13 protein-coding genes are annotated in these 17,223 nt (G+C 68.8%); 9 read left to right on the top strand and 4 right to left on the bottom strand.

The genetic code is table 11. The features are described from left to right. The first annotated feature begins 12 nt into the window (after nucleotides 1-12). Nucleotides 13-981, top strand: a complete 969-nt coding sequence (locus ACFPJ1_RS02550) for a GDSL-type esterase/lipase family protein (protein WP_380101137.1) — start codon at nucleotides 13-15, stop codon at nucleotides 979-981. A gap of 123 nt (nucleotides 982-1,104) precedes the next feature. After that, complete coding sequence (locus tag ACFPJ1_RS02545; protein ID WP_380101136.1) at nucleotides 1,105-1,467, top strand: iron chaperone; 363 nt, start codon at nucleotides 1,105-1,107, stop codon at nucleotides 1,465-1,467. Between the two features lie 384 nt (nucleotides 1,468-1,851). Here the strand turns inward: ACFPJ1_RS02545 and ACFPJ1_RS02540 are convergent, their stop codons facing one another. Next, nucleotides 1,852-3,072: an SWIM zinc finger family protein gene (locus ACFPJ1_RS02540; RefSeq protein WP_380101135.1), complete on the bottom strand. Its 1,221-nt coding sequence runs from the start codon at nucleotides 3,070-3,072 to the stop codon at nucleotides 1,852-1,854. Then, nucleotides 3,065-5,953, bottom strand: a complete 2,889-nt coding sequence (locus ACFPJ1_RS02535) for a DEAD/DEAH box helicase (RefSeq protein WP_380101134.1) — start codon at nucleotides 5,951-5,953, stop codon at nucleotides 3,065-3,067. Before ACFPJ1_RS02535 ends, ACFPJ1_RS02540 begins: the two co-directional genes overlap by 8 nt. Before the next feature lie 139 nt (nucleotides 5,954-6,092). Here ACFPJ1_RS02535 and ACFPJ1_RS02530 point away from each other — a divergent pair, with 139 nt between their 5' ends. Beyond that, complete coding sequence (locus ACFPJ1_RS02530) at nucleotides 6,093-7,067, top strand: zinc-binding dehydrogenase (protein ID WP_380101133.1); 975 nt, start codon at nucleotides 6,093-6,095, stop codon at nucleotides 7,065-7,067. Between the two features lie 157 nt (nucleotides 7,068-7,224). Here ACFPJ1_RS02530 and ACFPJ1_RS02525 read toward each other — a convergent pair whose 3' ends face one another. Beyond that, nucleotides 7,225-8,565: a GGDEF domain-containing protein gene (locus ACFPJ1_RS02525; RefSeq protein ID WP_380101132.1), complete on the bottom strand. Its 1,341-nt coding sequence runs from the start codon at nucleotides 8,563-8,565 to the stop codon at nucleotides 7,225-7,227. Nucleotides 8,566-8,686: 121 nt separating this feature from the next. Between ACFPJ1_RS02525 and ACFPJ1_RS02520 the strand changes: the two genes are divergently transcribed. Next, the gene (locus tag ACFPJ1_RS02520; protein ID WP_380101131.1) at nucleotides 8,687-8,839 is read left to right on the top strand and encodes a hypothetical protein; all 153 of its coding nucleotides are present in this window, start codon (nucleotides 8,687-8,689) and stop codon (nucleotides 8,837-8,839) included. A gap of 100 nt (nucleotides 8,840-8,939) precedes the next feature. Here ACFPJ1_RS02520 and ACFPJ1_RS02515 read toward each other — a convergent pair whose 3' ends face one another. Next, a complete protein-coding gene (locus tag ACFPJ1_RS02515) occupies nucleotides 8,940-10,184 on the bottom strand; it encodes an MFS transporter (protein ID WP_380101130.1) in 1,245 nt (414 codons plus the stop codon). 525 nt (nucleotides 10,185-10,709) lie between these two features. On the opposite strand from ACFPJ1_RS02515, the gene ACFPJ1_RS02510 reads away from it, so the two are divergent. From ACFPJ1_RS02510 to ACFPJ1_RS02490, 5 genes are all read left to right on the top strand, one after another. Further along, on the top strand, nucleotides 10,710-13,259 hold the full coding sequence (locus ACFPJ1_RS02510) for an MXAN_6230/SCO0854 family RING domain-containing protein (protein WP_380101129.1): 2,550 nt from the start codon (nucleotides 10,710-10,712) through the stop codon (nucleotides 13,257-13,259). A 205-nt stretch (nucleotides 13,260-13,464) separates the two neighbouring features. Then, nucleotides 13,465-13,764, top strand: a complete 300-nt coding sequence (locus ACFPJ1_RS02505) for a hypothetical protein (RefSeq protein ID WP_380101128.1) — start codon at nucleotides 13,465-13,467, stop codon at nucleotides 13,762-13,764. Further along, the gene (locus ACFPJ1_RS02500; protein ID WP_380101127.1) at nucleotides 13,761-15,458 is read left to right on the top strand and encodes an amidase; all 1,698 of its coding nucleotides are present in this window, start codon (nucleotides 13,761-13,763) and stop codon (nucleotides 15,456-15,458) included. Before ACFPJ1_RS02505 ends, ACFPJ1_RS02500 begins: the two co-directional genes overlap by 4 nt. 104 nt (nucleotides 15,459-15,562) lie before the next feature. Then, entirely contained in the window at nucleotides 15,563-16,063 is a 501-nt protein-coding gene (locus ACFPJ1_RS02495; protein WP_380101126.1) for a hypothetical protein, read from the top strand. 133 nt (nucleotides 16,064-16,196) lie between these two features. Further along, a complete protein-coding gene (locus tag ACFPJ1_RS02490; protein WP_380101124.1) occupies nucleotides 16,197-17,180 on the top strand; it encodes a type IV toxin-antitoxin system AbiEi family antitoxin domain-containing protein in 984 nt (327 codons plus the stop codon). Nucleotides 17,181-17,223: the final 43 nt, after the last annotated feature.

Genomic DNA, 17,223 nt, shown 5'->3' with positions numbered 1-17,223 from the left:
GAGGAGTGCAGGGTGGCGTTCGTGGCGGGCGAGGTTGTCGCACCGGGGGATCCGCGGATCGTGCTGGAGGGGCAGTGGGGTCACCAGCCGGGGCTCGCGATCACGGTGAACTCGGGCTCTCGGATCTCCTTCACGTTCAACGGCTCCGCCGTACAGGTGCTGTTCGACATCGACGGGCTGACCGTGCCGCCGCACCTGTGGATCACGCTCGACGAGGGTGATCCCGAACTGCACCTCATCGACCGGCCGGTGGTCGAACTGACCGCCGAACCCGGGCAGCACAAGGTCGAGATCGTGGTCAAGGACGTCAACGAGCACTCGAACCGGTGGAACCAGCCGTTCGAGTGCGCGGTCGTGTTCGCCGGACTCGTGCTCGACTCCTCTACGCGGCTGCGGTTGGCGGGACGGCCGGGCGGACCGCGGCTGGAGTTCTACGGCGACTCGATCACCCAGGGAGTCCGCGCTCTCAGTTCCGACCCGGAATCAGGCGGCGCCGACGGCACGAAGTCCTACGCCTATCTGACCGCCCGGGCCCTCGGCGCCTCGTCGTACCAGGTGGGCTTCGGCCGGCAGGGGATCACCCGCACCGGCAACGGCGACGTACCGCCCGGCCTGGACTCCTTCGGCTGGAACTTCGCCGGCTCCCGCGCCGAACGCGTCGAGGACCCCGACCTGGTGGTGATCAACCTCGGCGTCAACGACGAGACCCTGACGCCGGCCGAGTACGGCGACTACCTGGCGCGCGTGCGCTCGGCGTACCAGCGCTCCACCATCGTTGCCCTCAGCCCCTTCAGCGGGAAGTGGGCCGTCGAGATCGAGGCCGCGGTCAAGGCGGCCGATGACCCGGCGATCTACTACGTCAGCACGGACGGCTGGATCACCGAGGCAGACTGCACCGACAACGTCCACCCCTCCGTCGCCGGCCACACCAAGATCGCCACCCGCCTGACCACCGCCCTCCTCCCACACCTCGCCGGCTAGCTCCCACCCCACGCCGGCCAAGTCCGACGCCAAGCCGCCAGGTCCCGACGCGACGCCGCCAGGTCCCGTGCCTCGGCGGCCGGGGCAATTGCCGGACGCCGGTCTCGCCGTGACGATGGTGGGATGGCGACCACGAACTTCATCTCCGTCGACGAGTACATCGCGTCTTTCCCCGACGACGTCCAGGCGATCCTGCAGAAGGTCCGCCAGACCATCCGCGCCGCCGTCCCGGACCCCGGCGAGAAGATCAGCTACCAAATCCCGACGATCACGCTCGACGGCAAGTCCCTGCTGTACTTCAGCGGCTGGAAGGCGCACATCTCCGTCTACCCCATCCCACCGCTCGACGACGCCCTCGCGCAGGAGATCTCCCCCTACCGCTCCGGCAAAGGCACCCTGAAGTTCCCGCTGAACCGCCCGATCCCGTACGACCTGATCACCCGCCTGACCCAAGCCTTCGTAACCGCCCGAGCCACCAGCACGTGACCAGTCACCCTGGCCGGAGCAGTTGCGAGGGGGTCGGACACCATCTCGGGTCCTCGAACTCCACCTGAGTTGTCCGAAGTCACCGCAAGGTGTCCGAGGTCCCCATTGCCATCCCACGCCGCTCCTTCCCGGAGCCCGACGCCATCCCGCGCGACGTCGAGTCGGCTCCGCATCGTCGCCGGTACGCCGGTACGCCGGTGCGCCGGGCGACTGGCGTGGGGTCGGCCTGGGTGGGTCCCGGGAGAAGGCGGCGTCGCCAAACGGGCGGAGGACGGAGGGGCGTGGCCAGGCGGGCGGAGGTGGGCCTGCAGGTCCTCGCCTCGAACCAACTTGCGGCCCGGGAGGGGCAGGCGGTGGGCTGTTGGGTGCGGTGCAGCGGGGCGGTCAGGGGGTGATGAGGTCGGTGGGGTCGGGGGAGGGTGGTTTGGTGAGGACCCAGTCGTTGAAGTGGTTGGTGAAGAGGTACCAGAGGCCGTCGGCGCCTAGGCGTAGTTGTTGGCGGTCGCCGGTGATTCGGTTGCCTTCGATGTCGCCGTCGAGGGCTTCGAGTCCTTCGGTCAGTGCGGCGGGATCCACATCGACAGGCTCTGAGGACGCGACGGCGAACCCACCCGCGCCGCCTTCGCGCCAGGCGACGGCCCAGTTCGTCAACAGCCGGGCCGATACTCCGGCGCGGTGGGCGAGGTCCGCGAGCCCCGACGTACCGAGCAGGCCAGCCGCCCGCCGGGCCAGATCCTCGTCTCGGGTCAGACCGAGCCCTCCATCGCCGTCACCCGACGCCAACTCCCAAGCCCGCTGGGCCGCGTCCGTCGCCAGCGCCACCAAGTCGCGCCCCTCAACACCCGACTGCCGAGGTGGTTCCAACACCAACACGGCAGTCGGCGCGCCAGCCTGCCCCAACGGCCTCGGCAGCGACGGCACCGCGGCAGGCGCTCTCGCAAAGGCAGCCTTCGTGAGTACTCCGACCGGCTTGGCCTTGAGCGCGGGCGCCTCGGCGCCACTCGAGCGCCGGGCGCGGAGGGCGGCCAGCAACTCGTCCTTCTGCCGCCCGCGCAACAACAGCAACTCGAACGGGTCATCGTCCAACGCATCCGCGATCAAGTAGCAGACGGCGGCCGAGTGCTTGCAAGGCACGGCGAAGTCCGGGCAGTTGCAGTCGGTCTTCACCTCACCCGCATCCGGCAACAGCTCCAGCCCCGCGGCCTGCGCGTCGTCCACGAGCTCCGGCGGCAACTCACCGTCAAGCAACGCCGCAACCCGACCGATCTGCGCCGACACCACATCAAGCACCGAGTCCCACTCGTCGTCGTTGAAAGGGCGGATCCGCACGGTCACCCCGTACGGCGTCACCCGGCTCCCTTGCACCGAAGCTCGCACGACGCCGGGATCCACCGTCAGCTCCAGAACGCTTCCACGACGGGCATACGACCGACCACGCCCGAGCCGATTCGGATCCAGCCGAGCCCGGTGCTCCAACGCATCCAGCCAAGCCTTGCCCCACCACGTCGCCCCGAACGGCCGCCTGCTCCCCGGCCCCTTGGCCGCCGGCAACCCCGCGTTGTCCCCATATCCGCGCCACCCCTGCCACGGCGTACGTTCATTCATCCAGCTCACCGCCATCGTCCACAGCAGCCGGCTGGCCAACCACACCCGCAGCAGCTGACTGACCAGCGACGCCAGTGGACTTGCCTACAGACGAAGGGTTGTAGGCGCTCGCAGCTCCAGACTTTGCCGGTGTCGTGGAGAGCTCGACGAGTTCGGTCAGGTCGGCATCGGAGAGCTCACTCAGCCACGCTTCGCCAGAACCGACAACAGCATCGGCCAGTTCTCGCTTGGCGGCGATGACCGTGGAGATCCGGTCTTCCAAGGTGTTCTCGGTGACCAGTCGGTGCACCTGGACCGGCTTGTCCTGGCCGATCCGGTATGCGCGGTCGGTCGCCTGGTCCTCGACGGCCGGGTTCCACCAGCGGTCGTAGTGCACGACGTGGGTCGCTTTCGTCAGCGTCAAGCCGACACCGCCGGCCTTCAGCGACAGCAGGAACACCTGCGCCTCGCCCGCCTGGAACTGCTCGACCAGTTGCTCCCGCTTGCGCACCCCGATCCCACCGTGCAGGAACAACGTTCGCACCTGCCGAGCCGCCAAATGAGACTCGATCAGCCGGCACATCTCGACGTACTGGCTGAAGATCAGCACCGACTCGCCCTCGGCCAGGATCACGTCCAGCAACTCGTCCAGGGCGGCGAGTTTCCCCGAGCGCCGTGGCAGCGGCCCGGGCTCGTGGAGGAACTGCGCCGGGTGGTTGCACACCTGCTTCAACTGCGTCAGCAGACTCAGCACCAGCCCGCGCCGCGCGATCCCCTCCGCCGACTCGATCTTCGCGAGCGTCTCCCGCGCGACCGCCTGGTACAGCGTGGCCTGCTCGGCGGTCAGCGGTACGACGACGTCGTGCTCCGACTTCTGCGGCAACTCCGGCGCGATCCCCGGGTCGCTCTTGCGCCGCCGCAACAGGAACGGCCGGGTCACCCGTGCGAGCCGCGCGGTCGCCTCCTCGTCGTGATACCGCTCGACCGGTACTGCGACGTCGTGGCGGAACCGATCCAACGTGCCGAGCAGTCCCGGGGCGGCCCAGTCGAGGATCGACCACAGCTCGGACAACCGGTTCTCCACCGGCGTCCCCGTCAACGCGAGCCTGGTTGCCGCAGGCAACGTCCGCAGCGCACGAGCCGTTCGGGACAAGGGATTCTTCGCATGCTGTGCCTCGTCAGCGACCGCCAGACCCCAGAAGATCTCGCCGAGCACCCGGTGGTCCTGACGCACCACCCCATAGGTCGTCAGCACCACCTCGTCCGCGGCGAGATCGCTCAGCGAACGCCCGGCGCCGTGATATCGCCGAGTCGGCACGTCCGGCGCGAACTTCTCCAGCTCGCGCTCCCAGGTCCCGAGCAGCGTCGACGGGCACACCACCAATGTCGGCCCGCGACCACGCCGAGACAGGTGGAGATGCAGCGCGATCACCTGGATCGTCTTGCCCAGCCCCATGTCGTCCGCGAGGCACCCACCGAACCCGAGCTCCGCGAGCTGCGCCATCCACGCCACCCCCCGCCGCTGGTAGTCCCGCAACGTCGCCCGCAAACCCACCGGCTGCTCCGCGAAGGGCTCAGGCTCGGAAGCGGCCCGCAATCGATCCACCATCGTCAGCAGCGAGCCGTCCGCGTCGAAGGCGACCAGTTCGCCGTCGACCTCCAGCGAACCGGTCAACGCGGCACCCAGCGCCTCCGCGCCCGTCAGCTTCCGCGATCCACCACGCCGCAACTTCCGCACCAGGTCCTGGTCGATCCGCACCCATCGACCGCGCATCCGGATCATCGGCCGCTTCGCCTCCGCCAGCGCGGAAATCTCCGCCTCCGTCAACTCCTGGCCGTCGAGTGTCGGCCGCCACTTGAAGGCCAGCAGATCCGTCAGGTTGAAGTCCGGCCCGGTCACCGCGCCAGGCGTCGGCGTCGCCTGAACCGCACCCCGCAGCGCCAACTCACCGGCGAACAACTCAGCCGGCCACAACACCTCGATCCCGGCACCTTCCAGCGCATCGCTGTCCCCGGCGAGCTCGTCCAGCGCCACATCATCCACCGGTACCTCGGCCGGCGCCGCATCCCGAAGCGCCGCACCAAGCGGCGGCCAGACCCGCGCCCCACGCCGCAAGGCGAGCAGCAGATCCGTCTCCGCCCGCTCCCCAAGTGCAGCCAGTACTGCGGCCGGCGCGTTCCACACGTCCGCGACATCCACCAGCAGGCTCGGGTCCACCCCGCTCCGCAACTGCAGGACCGCCTTGAACTCCGAGTCATCCTCAGGCGGCTCGATCCGCAGTACCAACCGCGCCCCGGCCTCCTCGCTCAAAGCAGTCTCGTCCAACCAGGCGGTGGACCCGGTGAGCTCCCGTGGCTCCACCTCGGCAAACGCCGCCGCACCACCCCGTACCGCGACGCCTGCCGCCGGTGTCCGGACCAAAGTGTCCGCGAGCGCATCCCAGAACGCACGGACGAGTTGTTCCGGACCAGCCAGCCTCAGCGGCCGCGACCCCTCGACCGGTACGGCGTGACCGTGCGCGGGCATCGCCGCCCCGAGGTTCTTCAGCCAGCCGTGATCCGTCGGGTCCAGCGGCGCCACCCGCCAGGCGCCGTACCCGCTGGGGGTTCGATCCGGCACGAGTCGCCCACGGGCGATCAACCCGACCCCGGCAAGTGCCGCGGCTGCCCAGGCCCGGTGACTCGCCGAGTCGTCCGGGGACGGCGGCCGGGTCAAGAGCGCGAGCGCCTCATCGACCGGCAACAACCGGGCCGCCACCTTCGTCCGCCGCACCTGGTCGCCGCGGGGGAGGACCAGTTCCACCTTGCCGTCCGGGACCACCCCAGCCGTCGCCAGGTCGCCGTACAGGGCCAGCCGACCCGCACGCGGCGGGTCGGCTGGCAGGAAGACGGCGTCGAACATGCACGGCAGATTACGCCGAAGCACCGACAGCTTTCCGCGCCCCCGCGCTCTCCTGTGGACAACCCCGCGGGCTTGACCTGAACGCAAGTTGAGGTTGCAGGCTCTTGTCCACAGAACAGCAACGGATGGAGTGGTCCACATGCGGGCAGCAGTAGTGACGGAGTTCGGAGGCCTGGAGGTGGTTCGCACGATGGACTGGCCGGAGCCGGTGGCCGGACCAGGGGAGGTCGTCGTGGACGTCCAGGTGACCGACCTGATCTTCGTGGAGACCGCGATCCGGCAGGGGCAGCACGGCGGCTTCTTCGACGTGACGCCGCCCTATGTCCCCGGGAACTCCCTCGGCGGGCAGGTCCGCGCAGTCGGCGACGGCGTGGATGACAGCTGGATCGGCAAGACAGTGATCGGCCGGACCGTCGGTTTCGGTGCGCACGCCGAGCAGGCCGTCGTTCCCGTCGAATCGCTGCTCATCGTGCCTGACGAGCTCAACCTGGAGACGGCGGTCGCCGCCTTCGGCGACGGCTTCACCGCGTTGTTGCTCGAGCAGTTGGCTCCGGACCTGCAAGGCAAGGAGGTGCTGATCACCGCGGCAGCCGGCGGCATGGGTGTACTGCTCGTGCAGTTGGCGCACAAGGCCGGTGCACACGTGATCGGAGCCGCCCGCGGCCGCGCCAAGCTGGATCTGGTCAAGGCTCAGGGCGCCGATGTGGTGATCGACTACTCCGAGCCCGGCTGGGAGAAATCGGTGCTCGAGGCAATCAACGGTGACGGTGCCGACGTCGTCTTCGAGGGCGCGGGCGGCGAGCTCGGCGCGGCCGCGTTCAGCACGGTGAAGGACGGCGGCTGGTTCTCCGCGCACGGTGCCCCCAGCGGCGGCTTCGCGGAGTACGACGAAGCCGAGGCTGAGCGCCGGCGCATCACGGTGAAGGGCATCAGGGACCTCCGCGCGGACACGACGAAGGTGGTCATCAGCGGAGCGGACGTGCTCGACCGGGTGCAGCGCGGCGACCTGGTGCCGGTGATCGACCGGACCTTCTCGCTCGACGAACTCGGCCAGGCACACGCGGCGATCGAGAACCGCTCGCTGCTCGGCAAGGCTCTGATCAGGGTTAGCTGACCGCGCCCCGGGGGCACCGGTGACGACTTCCGTCAGGTGCATCGCTGCGGCGTGATCAGCGCGGAGTCACGGGCGGCCCAGCAGGACTACGACGACATCAAGAACGCCGTCGTCGAGCTCCACGAACTCCTCGACGGCGACCACGCCTGACTGGCGCTCAGGCGGCGTCGGTTGTCGGGCTTTCCGAGTGCTCGGCGACGATCGGCGGGTTCGGGCGGGCGGAGACGATCTTGTTCCGTCCGGCCCGCTTAGCCGTCAGCAGGGCGTTGTCCGCGGCGAGCACCAACTGATCCATCGTTCCGGCGACCGCCGGGTAGACCGCCGCCCCAAACGAGGCCGGTACGCCGGTAATCACCGCGCTCGCGTTCGACGCGGTGTCGACCGAGACGGTCAACGTGGTGAGCCGCTCGCGGATCCGCTCGGCGATCTCGAGCACCTCGGTCTCGGAGGCGCCGGGCAGCAGCACAGCGAGCTCGTCGCCGCCGACCCGGGCGACGATGTCACCCTGCCGCACCTCGGCCCGCACGCTCTCGCCGACCGCCCGCAGCGCGCGGTCGCCGGCCGGGTGGCCGTAGGTGTCGTTGATCTCCTTGAAGCGGTCCAGGTCGAGCATCAGCAGCCCGACCGTACTGCGCAGCGTTTCGGCCCGGGCGAGCTCCACCGGCACCGCGCTGGCCCAGTACGACGGGGTCGAGAGGCCGGTCTTCACATCGGTCCCGGCGGCGCGCTGGAACTGCGGCAGCAGCAGGTCGCGGTGCAGCGTCAGCACCGTCACCATCAGGATCGGCACGATCCAGGGGTACGACGCCTGCAGACCGGCGACGGCAACGCCGAGACCGAGCCCGGCCACCACCACGAGCTGCTCGGAGAGGTTCCCGAGCGCCCCGCGGCCCGAGGCGTCCGGGGAGGAGAGCAGGATCGCGCCGATCACCAGCGCGAAGTTCAGCAGCCACCAGGTGGTCGCCGCGGCGACCACGATCAGCAGGGTCCAGGCGCTCGTCGGAACGCGTGGTTCGGTGAGCAGACCACCGCCCCGCAGGACGGCGGCCGCGCCGGCGCTGGCGAGGATGAAGGTGCTCGCGGAGAAGATCTTGCGGTGCGCGATGGTCCGCCCGTAGACGCGAATCCAGGAGTAGCTGTACGAGACGACCACCAGCGCGATCACCAGCGACAGCGGGAGCAGCAGCAGCCCGGCGAAGACCCAGAGGCTCTTCAGGTTCGTGTACGGCGAAGTGTTCGCCGCCATCTCGCGTCGCCGCTCGATTCCGCGGGCAGACTCCAGATGGAGGACAGAAGCGACCGCCAGCACGGCGAAGGCAGCCCACTCGGACGGCCTGACACCGGGGCGATCGCCGGAGATCGTCGACGCCACAGCGAGGGCGGTGATCGTGACAGCGACCGCTTCCACACCGAGCACGTAGCTCAGCGCGGGACGCGGCAACGACCAGAGCTTCCATCGGCGGGGTGGCACCCACCTGCTCCGACCGATCAGAATCATGGTGGCCTCACACAGATAGACCTGAACGGTTATTGCTGAATAGTAACTGCCTGTTCACGTGAGGTCATCCCCGAGGCGCAGGTATTCCATCAGACGGTTGGCAACGAGAGGATCCAAGACCATGACCAAGAAGAGCAACGGCAACGAGTGGTTCCGCGGCGGCAACGAGTGGTTCACCGGCGGGAACGAGTGGTTCCGAGGCGGGAACGAGTGGTTCACCGGCGGCGGCAACGAGTGGTTCCGGCTGGCCGGCGGACCCGGTAACGAGTGGTGAACCGGTGGTAACGAGTGGTGAACCGTCGCTGATTCCGAAAAATTCTTTACTCACATTTTACGGACGGCGTCCGGCGATATTTCCCTGAGTCTCCGGCCGCTCATTCCGTAACTGTTTCCGCGGTGCTGATCGAGCCCTGGCGGGCACGTGCCCAGGCTGTGCCCGCCACCAGGGCCGCGAGCACTCCCGCGGCGCCCACCACAGCCAGTGCCAGCGATGGCGAGGTCCTGTCGGCGATCAGTCCGGCCAGCAGGATCCCGAGGCCCTGGCTGCCCTTCAGAGCCGTACTGGCGACTCCGAACGCCTGACCCCGCTGGTGGTCAGGCACTGCTTGGACGAAGGCGGCGCTGGTCGGCAGATGGTAGGCCGAAGCCATCCCTGAGAGCGCCCAGAGCACGAGCGTCGGCACCAGTCCGGGTCTGAACGCACAGAACACGAGTGGGACGCAGGCGGCGACCGCGAGCGGCCCGAGCAGGCGCATCCGCCGCTCAGGAGGCCACAGCGTGATCAGCCACATGCCGACGACCGCCCCAGCCGGGCTCGCGGCCAGCAGGAGTCCCGCTGCTTTCGGACCGCCGCCGATCTCGTTCGCGTAGGGGACTGCCAGGCCTTCCACCGTGACGTAGAACCCGGCGATGGTCGCCAGGGCGATCAGCGCGCGCAGGCTCGGAGTACGGATGACTAGCGAGGCGCCTGCGGCCATGTCTGCGAAGTAGCTGCGTCGCGGCTCGTCGACCTGCTTGGCAGGAGCCGGGCGACCGTGCACGCCGAACGCGATGAGCAGTGCGGACAGGAGGAAGGTCCCGGAGTCGAGCAGTAGGCCTCCTGAAGTCCCCACAGCGACCACTGCGAGGCCGCCGGTGCCGAAGCCCAGCACCTGGCTGAACTGCACGACCATGTCGTTCGCGGCCTTGCCCAGCACGTAGTGGTCGCCTGGCAGTACCACGGGCAGGGTCGCGGCACGTGCCGCGTTGAACGGCGAGCCGAAGGCCTGCAGCGCGATCAGCAGAAGGATCACGACGATCAGCGGCAGCGCCTCGATCGCCATCGCCGCCACCAGTACTGCGCGCGCCAGGTCGGTGATGATCATCACACGGCGCCGCGGATACCGGTCGGCGATCCCTGCCAGCAAAGGGCCGAAGAGCAGATCCGGCACGTAGGTCAGCGCATAGGTGAGCGCGGTGAGCCCGGCGGATTCGGTGCGTTCGAACACCAACACGGAGAGTGCGACCCGGGCCAGCTGATCGCCTGCGACGGACAGGATGCCGGCCAGGAACAACGCCCTGAACTCGGCATGTCCGAACACGTCACGCCAGCGCGCCCGTTCCACCACCCCACCAACCATGTCGGAGACCTTAACCACAATCCGTGGCCTGACACCTGCCGCGCGTGACAATGAGGGTTTCCCTGCGGCTTGCCCCGGCAGCCGATGTGATGGAACCCACGCCACTGGTCTGGTCCAGCGTGCTCAGTGGTCCACTCATTCAAGGGTTTGTTGGCGGCAAATCAGTGCCAACTGAGGTGGCCCGATGGCGCAGGACTTGTCCGGCGGCTCTACTCTGGAGTCGTCTGGTACCGGGGTCTGGGCGGGGCGGCCCCGACCCTGGTACCGGACCTCTTCTTTGTCCGGTCCCTTCCGCGGACCCGCGGGCCGTCGCGCCGCTTCAGGACAGCCTCCAGCACAGACCTCGGGGCAGCTTCGAAACTGTCGGTGGAGCCCAGTAGCGTTCTTCTTGCCAGGGGCGGCTCATGGACGTGCTTCCTTCTCCTTCACCAGGCATGTAGCGCGTTCGCTCTCCGCCCCTGGCACCTGTGTCCCTGCTGTGGTTCCCACTGCTGTTCCTGCTGCCGATGTTCACGGGGAGGGTCGATGCCTGACGCACTAGCGGTGGTCCTACTGCGCCGCCGTCGACTGGTCGATGCCGTCCGTCTCACCCCACCCGTACGCCGGTCCGCGTGGCAGTGGCTGCGGCATCCACTCACGACGCAGGCAGGGCTGGCCGCGTTGCAGGCCGAGCTGATCCAGCGTGGCTTCCTGCTCTCGGCCAATCTCTACCGGCACTGCGCCGGGCTGAACTCTTTCGCGTTGACCGGATTCGGTCGTGAACTGCTGGACGTGCTCGACGCCGAGTCAGGCGCAGCGGCCGATCACGTGCCGCTGTTCCGGGGCTTCCCCGAGAGCGTGCCGGGCAACACAGAGACCTTCTACATCGACAGGGTCTTCGTGCGGCTGCTGCAGGAGCCCGAGCAGCCCTGTGTGCTGTGTGGTGAGGTGGAGGCGGTCCAGCCGGTATCGCCCTGCGCACACCTGGTCTGTCGCTCGTGCTGGGACGGAGCCGACTTCAGCGCGTGCCCGATCTGTCTGCGACACCTCGATCCGGACGATCCGTTCCTCGAGCCGTCCTTCGACGAGGTGACCACTCCGGGTCGTGCCGATCGTCTCCGACTGCTGACCCTGGCGCCGGCCGATGCCGTTCGGGCGACAGCCGCTGACCTTCTGACTCGCCGTACGCCGCTGTCGGCAGGCGACCGTGCCGACCTCCGGGTGCTCTTGTCCGAAGCTGACCCGTCCTGGCTGCCCGACACGATCCCGGTCCGGGAGACTCGTGCGCTGGTGCTCGCGCTGCTGATGCCGCGGTTTCCTTCGTTGGTCGACGAACTCGTCGAGACCGCGACCGATGCGTTGCGCGTTCTCTATGCGCTGATGGGCGCCGATCCCGGCCTCCGCACCCCACCCGTACGCCGCCAGTCGCTGGCGCGGGGGATTCGCCGGACCGTGCTTGCGCGGCTCGACCGACTGCCGGTGGAGCAACTCGTCGAGGACATGCTGCGGCATCACCGCGCCTGGAAGCGCGTCGGAGAGAACCTGCATCCCTTCGAGTTCGCCGATCGCTATCCGGTCGCCGCTCTCGCTTTCGCCGTGCTGCGGGGGACCACCTTGGATGCCACGAGCCCGGCTGGTCGTGCGGTACTGAGCGAGGCAGCGCGGCATCCCGTCGTCCTGCTCGAGGGTGGACGGCTGAGGATGAACACCTTCGCCAGTCGGGTCGAGGGAGCGTTCGCGGCCGGGCGGCCCGATCTCGCGTTGAACCTGTTGCGGACGCGGCCGGGGGAGATGGTCCGCCGACTGGTTCAGCTGGCTCATGCACTGCCGGTGGACTCGCACGGCTCACTGGTGGAGGCGGTCGCGACGGCTGTCTCTGACGTATCGCCTTTCGTGTTGACCGCAGCACTCGGCCAGGTCCGGACACCGCCCGGTGACCTGAGGCTGTTCTTCCCCCGCGGCGGAACGACCCGGATCTGGACCTCCGTGGATGATCGCGAACCGCTGCCCGCGGAGCTCGCCGCCACGCTGGCCGCGGTACTGGTGGGTGAGTTGTTGCGGCGGGCAACTTCTTTGCCGCGGGTGCGGCGGGCGTTCCTGGACGAGGAGCTGGCGCGGTTGGCCGCCCCTGGTTCGGGGCGGAGCACCTCGTCGACGTTGCTGCGGATGACGCGGGGGAGTGCGGTGCCGATTCCGCAGGACGAGTTGCTGCGGCTGTTCGTGCATTGGGTGGAGCCGGCCGGTCGACGGGTCGACCTGGACCTCTCGGTCGCGGTGTTCGACGAGGAGTGGGCGTTTCTCGGGCTGTGCGACTACACGCGGCTCAGGTTCGACCAGGACGCGTTGGTGCACTCGGGCAATCTCACGTCGGCGCCCGGGCCGGGATCGACGGAGTTCGTCGACCTCGACCTGGTGGCGTTGCGCCGACTGGGCGGGCGCCATGTGCTGCCTGTGGTCTTCAGCTACAACGACGTCCCGTTCAACGGGCTCGAGCGTGGCTTCATCGGGGTCATGCGGCAGCCGTCCGGGCTGTTCGACCCGGCCGCGGTGGAGGAGCGGTTCGACCTGACCGGGCCGGCCAAGATCCTGCTGCCGTTCGGCGTCGACCTGCACACCAAGGAACTCCGGTGGTACGACGTGAACCTCAGCGCCGCCGGGTACGGGCACGGCATCGCGCGGTACGCGCCGCAGGTCGCGCTGATGGCGGCGACGATCGAGGAGGTCCACGGCGCCGGCGATCGGGTGAGCCTGTGGGAGGTGTGCTGCTGGCACGCAGCGGCCCGGACGAACGAGGTGGTCGTCCGCTGCGCCGACGGCTCGGTCGTCGGGTACCTCCGCGGCGATTCCGAAGAGCTACCCGACTTCGCCCGCCGCCTCACGGCGCGCCTCGAACCCGACCGCTACTGGGACCTCGACGCCGCCAACCGCGCCGACTTCATCGCCGTCATCACCGGCGACATCGACCCGAAGGCAGGTGCCGAGGTCTACGCCCTGCACCCCCACCTCCTGGACCCCACCAACCTCACCCTCACAGCCGCCCCCGACCTCCTGACCCCGCTCACCCCAGACACCCGAGCCAACCTCCCCACCCACTAACCCGCACCGAAGCCCCCGCACCGAAGCTCCCGTCCCGACCCGTGGCCGGCTGTATCGCGGTCAGCTCCGGCAGGTCGGTCCGCCGACAGCCTCAGTGCCGTGGGTGGGGAGTTAACTTTGCTGCGACATCAGCGAAATGTGGGGACATACATGTCGTGACATAACAGGTCTGCAGTCTTTCCGCCGCAGACCTCGAGGAGCACGAGTGAGCCTCACCCCACCCACGGACGCCGAGCTGGACGTGATGATTCGCGCCCGGCTCGCAGCGATCGGCATCGATCTCGACCAACTCCCTGCCGGTACCGAGCCCGACCCCGAAACCGGCAGCCCCGGACGCGACACCGCGCTGGCCGGTCTCCGTAGTTTCGTCCGTACCACGATCGTCCCGCTGGCCGCCTACCAGTTCGCGGCCCCCGGCCCGGAGAGCGACCATGCCGCTCTGGCGCAGCAGATCTCTCCGCCCGCCCTCTTCCCGTCCATCGACATCGAGAGGCAGTCCCGGTGACCGCGCCGCTGAACCACGAGGTCGTCACCACGACCGACGAGCCGATGGACACCCGAGTCGACCGCCGATCCTTCATCCATCGCGTCGGCGCCCTGGCCGCAGCCGCGACAGTCGGAACGGTCGCCCTACCCGCCGTCGCCTACGCAGGACCGCAGGGCAACCTCCAATCGACCACCACCCCCGCCGTCCCGGTCCGCCCCGAGGCGATCGCCGACGTCACCGAACTCACGATCGCCGAGGCCGCCACGCTGATCCGCAGCGGCAAACTCCGTCCCGAGCGCCTTCTGGAGGCCCACCTCGACCGGATCGGCGCCTTCGACGCGACGTACCAGGCGTTCAATCTGGTCCTGGCCGACGAGGCCCTCGCCCGGGCTCGTTCGCTCGGCCGTACCCGAGGCGGCGCGCTGCACGGCATCCCGCTCGCGATCAAGGACAACTACTACACCCGCGGCATCCCCACCACGGCGAACTCCTACCTCTTCGAGAAGTTCGAGCCACCCTTCGACGCGACCGCGGTACAGCGCCTGACGAGTGCGGGCGGCATCGTCCTCGGCAAGACGCAGATGGGCCCCCTGGCCACGACCCGAGCGACGACGCCGGACGGCAGGATCACCACCGTCAACGCCTGGACGCCAGCAGACCCGTCCACCGACCCGGGCGGTTCCTCGTCCGGCTCGGCCACCGCGGTCGCGTCCCGGATGGCGACCTCCGCCGTCGGAACGCAGACGGGCGGCTCGATCATCGCGCCGTCCAACGCGCAGAACCTGACCGGCCTCAAGCCCACCATGGGCCGCGTATCCCTCTATGGCATCGTGCCGCTCAGCTACACGCGCGACCACCCGGGACCGCTCGCCCGCGATGCCAAGGACGCGGCGATCATGCTCACCGCGATGGCCGGCGAGGACCCGAACGACCCGCGCACGCAGGGCCTCCCTCCCGTGCCCGACCTGATCACCGCTGCCACACCCGTACTGCGGGGTCGCAAGGTGCGGGTGCGCTGGCGTACCAGGGTCGGCGTGATCCCAGGCTTCACCACGGGTACTTCGGAGACGGCCGCCGCGCGCCGGGCCGCGCTGAACAAGCTCGCTGAGGTGCAAGACCTCCAGGTGGTCGACGTGACCATGCCCGACGAGTGGGACGTTCTGACCAACGCAGCGTTCAACAACGTCCGGTTGCCCGAGCGGAGCGAACCCTTCCTGCCGATGCTGCGCTCGGATCTCCGTGGATTCGGGGTGTCGGTGACCGGTTGGCTGCAGGGCGCGTTGCTCGGCGCCGACGAGTACCTGATCGGTCAGCGAGCAAAGGTGCTTCTGTTGCAGCGCGTACTGGACGACCTGTTCGAGCAGTGCGACGTCGTGGTCCAGACCAGTCCCAACCCGTTCGACGCGATCGGTCTGCCCGAGCTCGCGCTGCCGATCGGTTTCACCGCCAAGGGTGTGCCGATCGGGACGATTCTCGGCGGGAAGCCCTTTGGTGAGGATCGCCTGCTCGCCGTCGCCGCGGCGTACCAGGCGCTGACCGACTGGCATCTCCGCCGCCCCGCGGACCCGCAGTCCGCAGTACCGCTGGCGGCGACCGGTACAGAATCGGCCGGCAAGGCTGACGCGCGGCGGGCCACTGGCCGGGTGCAGGCGCAGGCCGCCGGGGACCGCGGTCGGCTCCTCGCCCACGAGATCCCGGACCTGATGCAGTGAGCCGGAGGCAGGGAGTTTGACAATTCGATGAAGTTGCCGGGGCTTTGACGGGATTCGCCGGCCCTTTGGGGTTACAAAGGAAGGGTCGGCGAAGGGAGCCACGAATGACGTACGACGTGGTGGTACTCATCGAGCGGGAGATGAGCGAGGGCGACGCACGACGCGTGGCCGCCCTGCACGCAAGGCGGGAAGATCCGGTGGACTACCACCTACTCGTCTCCAGTCATCCGACCGAGGGAATCGGTGGACCGATGGCGCTGCTCGGGTCGAGCTTCGCGGATGTCACAGGTGTCTCAGCGGTGGCCCGCGCGGCGGCTGTGTCGACCGCGACGGCGCTTGCGGATCCGGACACCGACCTGGCCTCGGTGATCGAACACAGTTCGCGCCGGTTGCGCGGCCTGAACGACTGCCGGGTCAACGTCTCGATCACCCACGGCGAGATCCTGCTGGCCCTGAAGACCCTGGTGAACAGCACGAAGAGCCAGGAGGTCGTCGTGGTCGCCTGGCCCGAGACCGCCGCAAGCTTCGTCTGCTCCGACTGGGCCCACCGCGCCCGACGCGAACTCAAAGTCCCCCGAGTCCGAGTCCTGGAACACGACACCTGAGCCGATGACGGGTTGTTCGACCGCTGGCACCTTGTGGAGCCGCCAGCGGTCGAACAAGCAGTGATCGGTACCGCCGTCCACAGGCGGCAACACGAAGACGCGGGCCTGCTCCGAACGCGGCATGTTCTCTGGCATGAACATGAAGCTGGCTGCGACGGCAGCGAAGCGAGGCGGCTGGTTCGATCGCCGGGACGCGCTCGCGGCTGGATACACCGATGACCAAGTCCATGCGCGGGTCAGGGACGGGCGTTGGCTGCGATTGTGTCGTGGCGCCTACGCGATACCTGGACCTGATGACGACTCTCTGGCCGCCTGGGACAAGACCAGCTGGCAACACCGGATGGCAGCAAAAGCGATCTATCACCGGCTCGGAGGCCGAGCGATCGTCAGCCATCAATCGGCCCTGCTCCTTCATGGTGTGGAGGTGTCGGATCTCGACCTGAGTCGGGTCCACCTCACCAGGGCCGACGGCTTCGGCAGATCCAGCGCATCGGTTTGCCAGCATGCGGCCCGTCCGGCAGTACTGGACGCCGTCGAGGTCGATCGGGAGCGGTTGACGCCTGGAGCACGGTCGGTGGTCGAGACGATCCGCGCCACGCCGTACCCGGTAGCTGTGTCTGTGGTCGATGCGGCGCTGCGGCAGGGGGTCGCAACGGCTGAGCAGCTCGCGGATGCGCTGGATCTGTTCGCCGGCAGGACTGGCATCGGGACGGCAGAGCGGGCGGTGCGGTTCGGCGATGCTCGGTCGGAGTCGGTCGGCGAGTCACGGCTGCGCGTTCTCCTGGCGGACCTCGGGCTGCCGGAGCCGTCGTTGCAAGCCGAGATCCGGGACGTCGGCGGAAGGCTGGTGGCGAGGGTCGACTTCTTGCTCGAACGGTGGGGGGTGATCGTCGAGTTCGACGGTGCGCTCAAGTACGCCGGCGTCGGCGCCGAGGCGCTGATTGCCGAGAAGACGCGCGAGGACAGGCTCCGAGACCTCGGCTATGAGGTGGTGCGAGCTGTTTGGGCCGACCTCACACACCCGGTCGAGTTGGTCGCCCGAATCCGGCGCGCCATCGCGCGCTCGTCCCAGCGTCGAGGTCCACTGGCGGGTTATGTGGCGACTGGCGCCTTCTAAGCCGCCAGCGGCCGAACAACCGGGCAGCGGCCGTCGCGAAGCG

Source organism: Kribbella qitaiheensis, from assembly GCF_042657745.1.
In the GTDB taxonomy this organism is placed as follows: Bacteria; Actinomycetota; Actinomycetes; order Propionibacteriales; family Kribbellaceae; genus Kribbella; species Kribbella qitaiheensis.
This window is presented reverse-complemented; position numbering and strand designations above follow the sequence as displayed.

What these genes read in the sequence shown, in the direction of transcription:
- ACFPJ1_RS02515 (WP_380101130.1), bottom strand. Translation starts at nt 10,184, where the DNA reads ATGGTTGGTGGGGTGGTGGAACGGGCGCGCTGGCGTGACGTGTTCGGA.
- ACFPJ1_RS02490 (WP_380101124.1), top strand. Translation starts at nt 16,197, where the DNA reads ATGAACATGAAGCTGGCTGCGACGGCAGCGAAGCGAGGCGGCTGGTTC.
- ACFPJ1_RS02545 (WP_380101136.1), top strand. Translation starts at nt 1,105, where the DNA reads ATGGCGACCACGAACTTCATCTCCGTCGACGAGTACATCGCGTCTTTC.
- ACFPJ1_RS02535 (WP_380101134.1), bottom strand. Translation starts at nt 5,953, where the DNA reads ATGTTCGACGCCGTCTTCCTGCCAGCCGACCCGCCGCGTGCGGGTCGG.
- ACFPJ1_RS02520 (WP_380101131.1), top strand. Translation starts at nt 8,687, where the DNA reads ATGACCAAGAAGAGCAACGGCAACGAGTGGTTCCGCGGCGGCAACGAG.
- ACFPJ1_RS02510 (WP_380101129.1), top strand. Translation starts at nt 10,710, where the DNA reads ATGCCTGACGCACTAGCGGTGGTCCTACTGCGCCGCCGTCGACTGGTC.
- ACFPJ1_RS02530 (WP_380101133.1), top strand. Translation starts at nt 6,093, where the DNA reads ATGCGGGCAGCAGTAGTGACGGAGTTCGGAGGCCTGGAGGTGGTTCGC.
- ACFPJ1_RS02495 (WP_380101126.1), top strand. Translation starts at nt 15,563, where the DNA reads ATGACGTACGACGTGGTGGTACTCATCGAGCGGGAGATGAGCGAGGGC.
- ACFPJ1_RS02525 (WP_380101132.1), bottom strand. Translation starts at nt 8,565, where the DNA reads ATGATTCTGATCGGTCGGAGCAGGTGGGTGCCACCCCGCCGATGGAAG.
- ACFPJ1_RS02540 (WP_380101135.1), bottom strand. Translation starts at nt 3,072, where the DNA reads ATGAATGAACGTACGCCGTGGCAGGGGTGGCGCGGATATGGGGACAAC.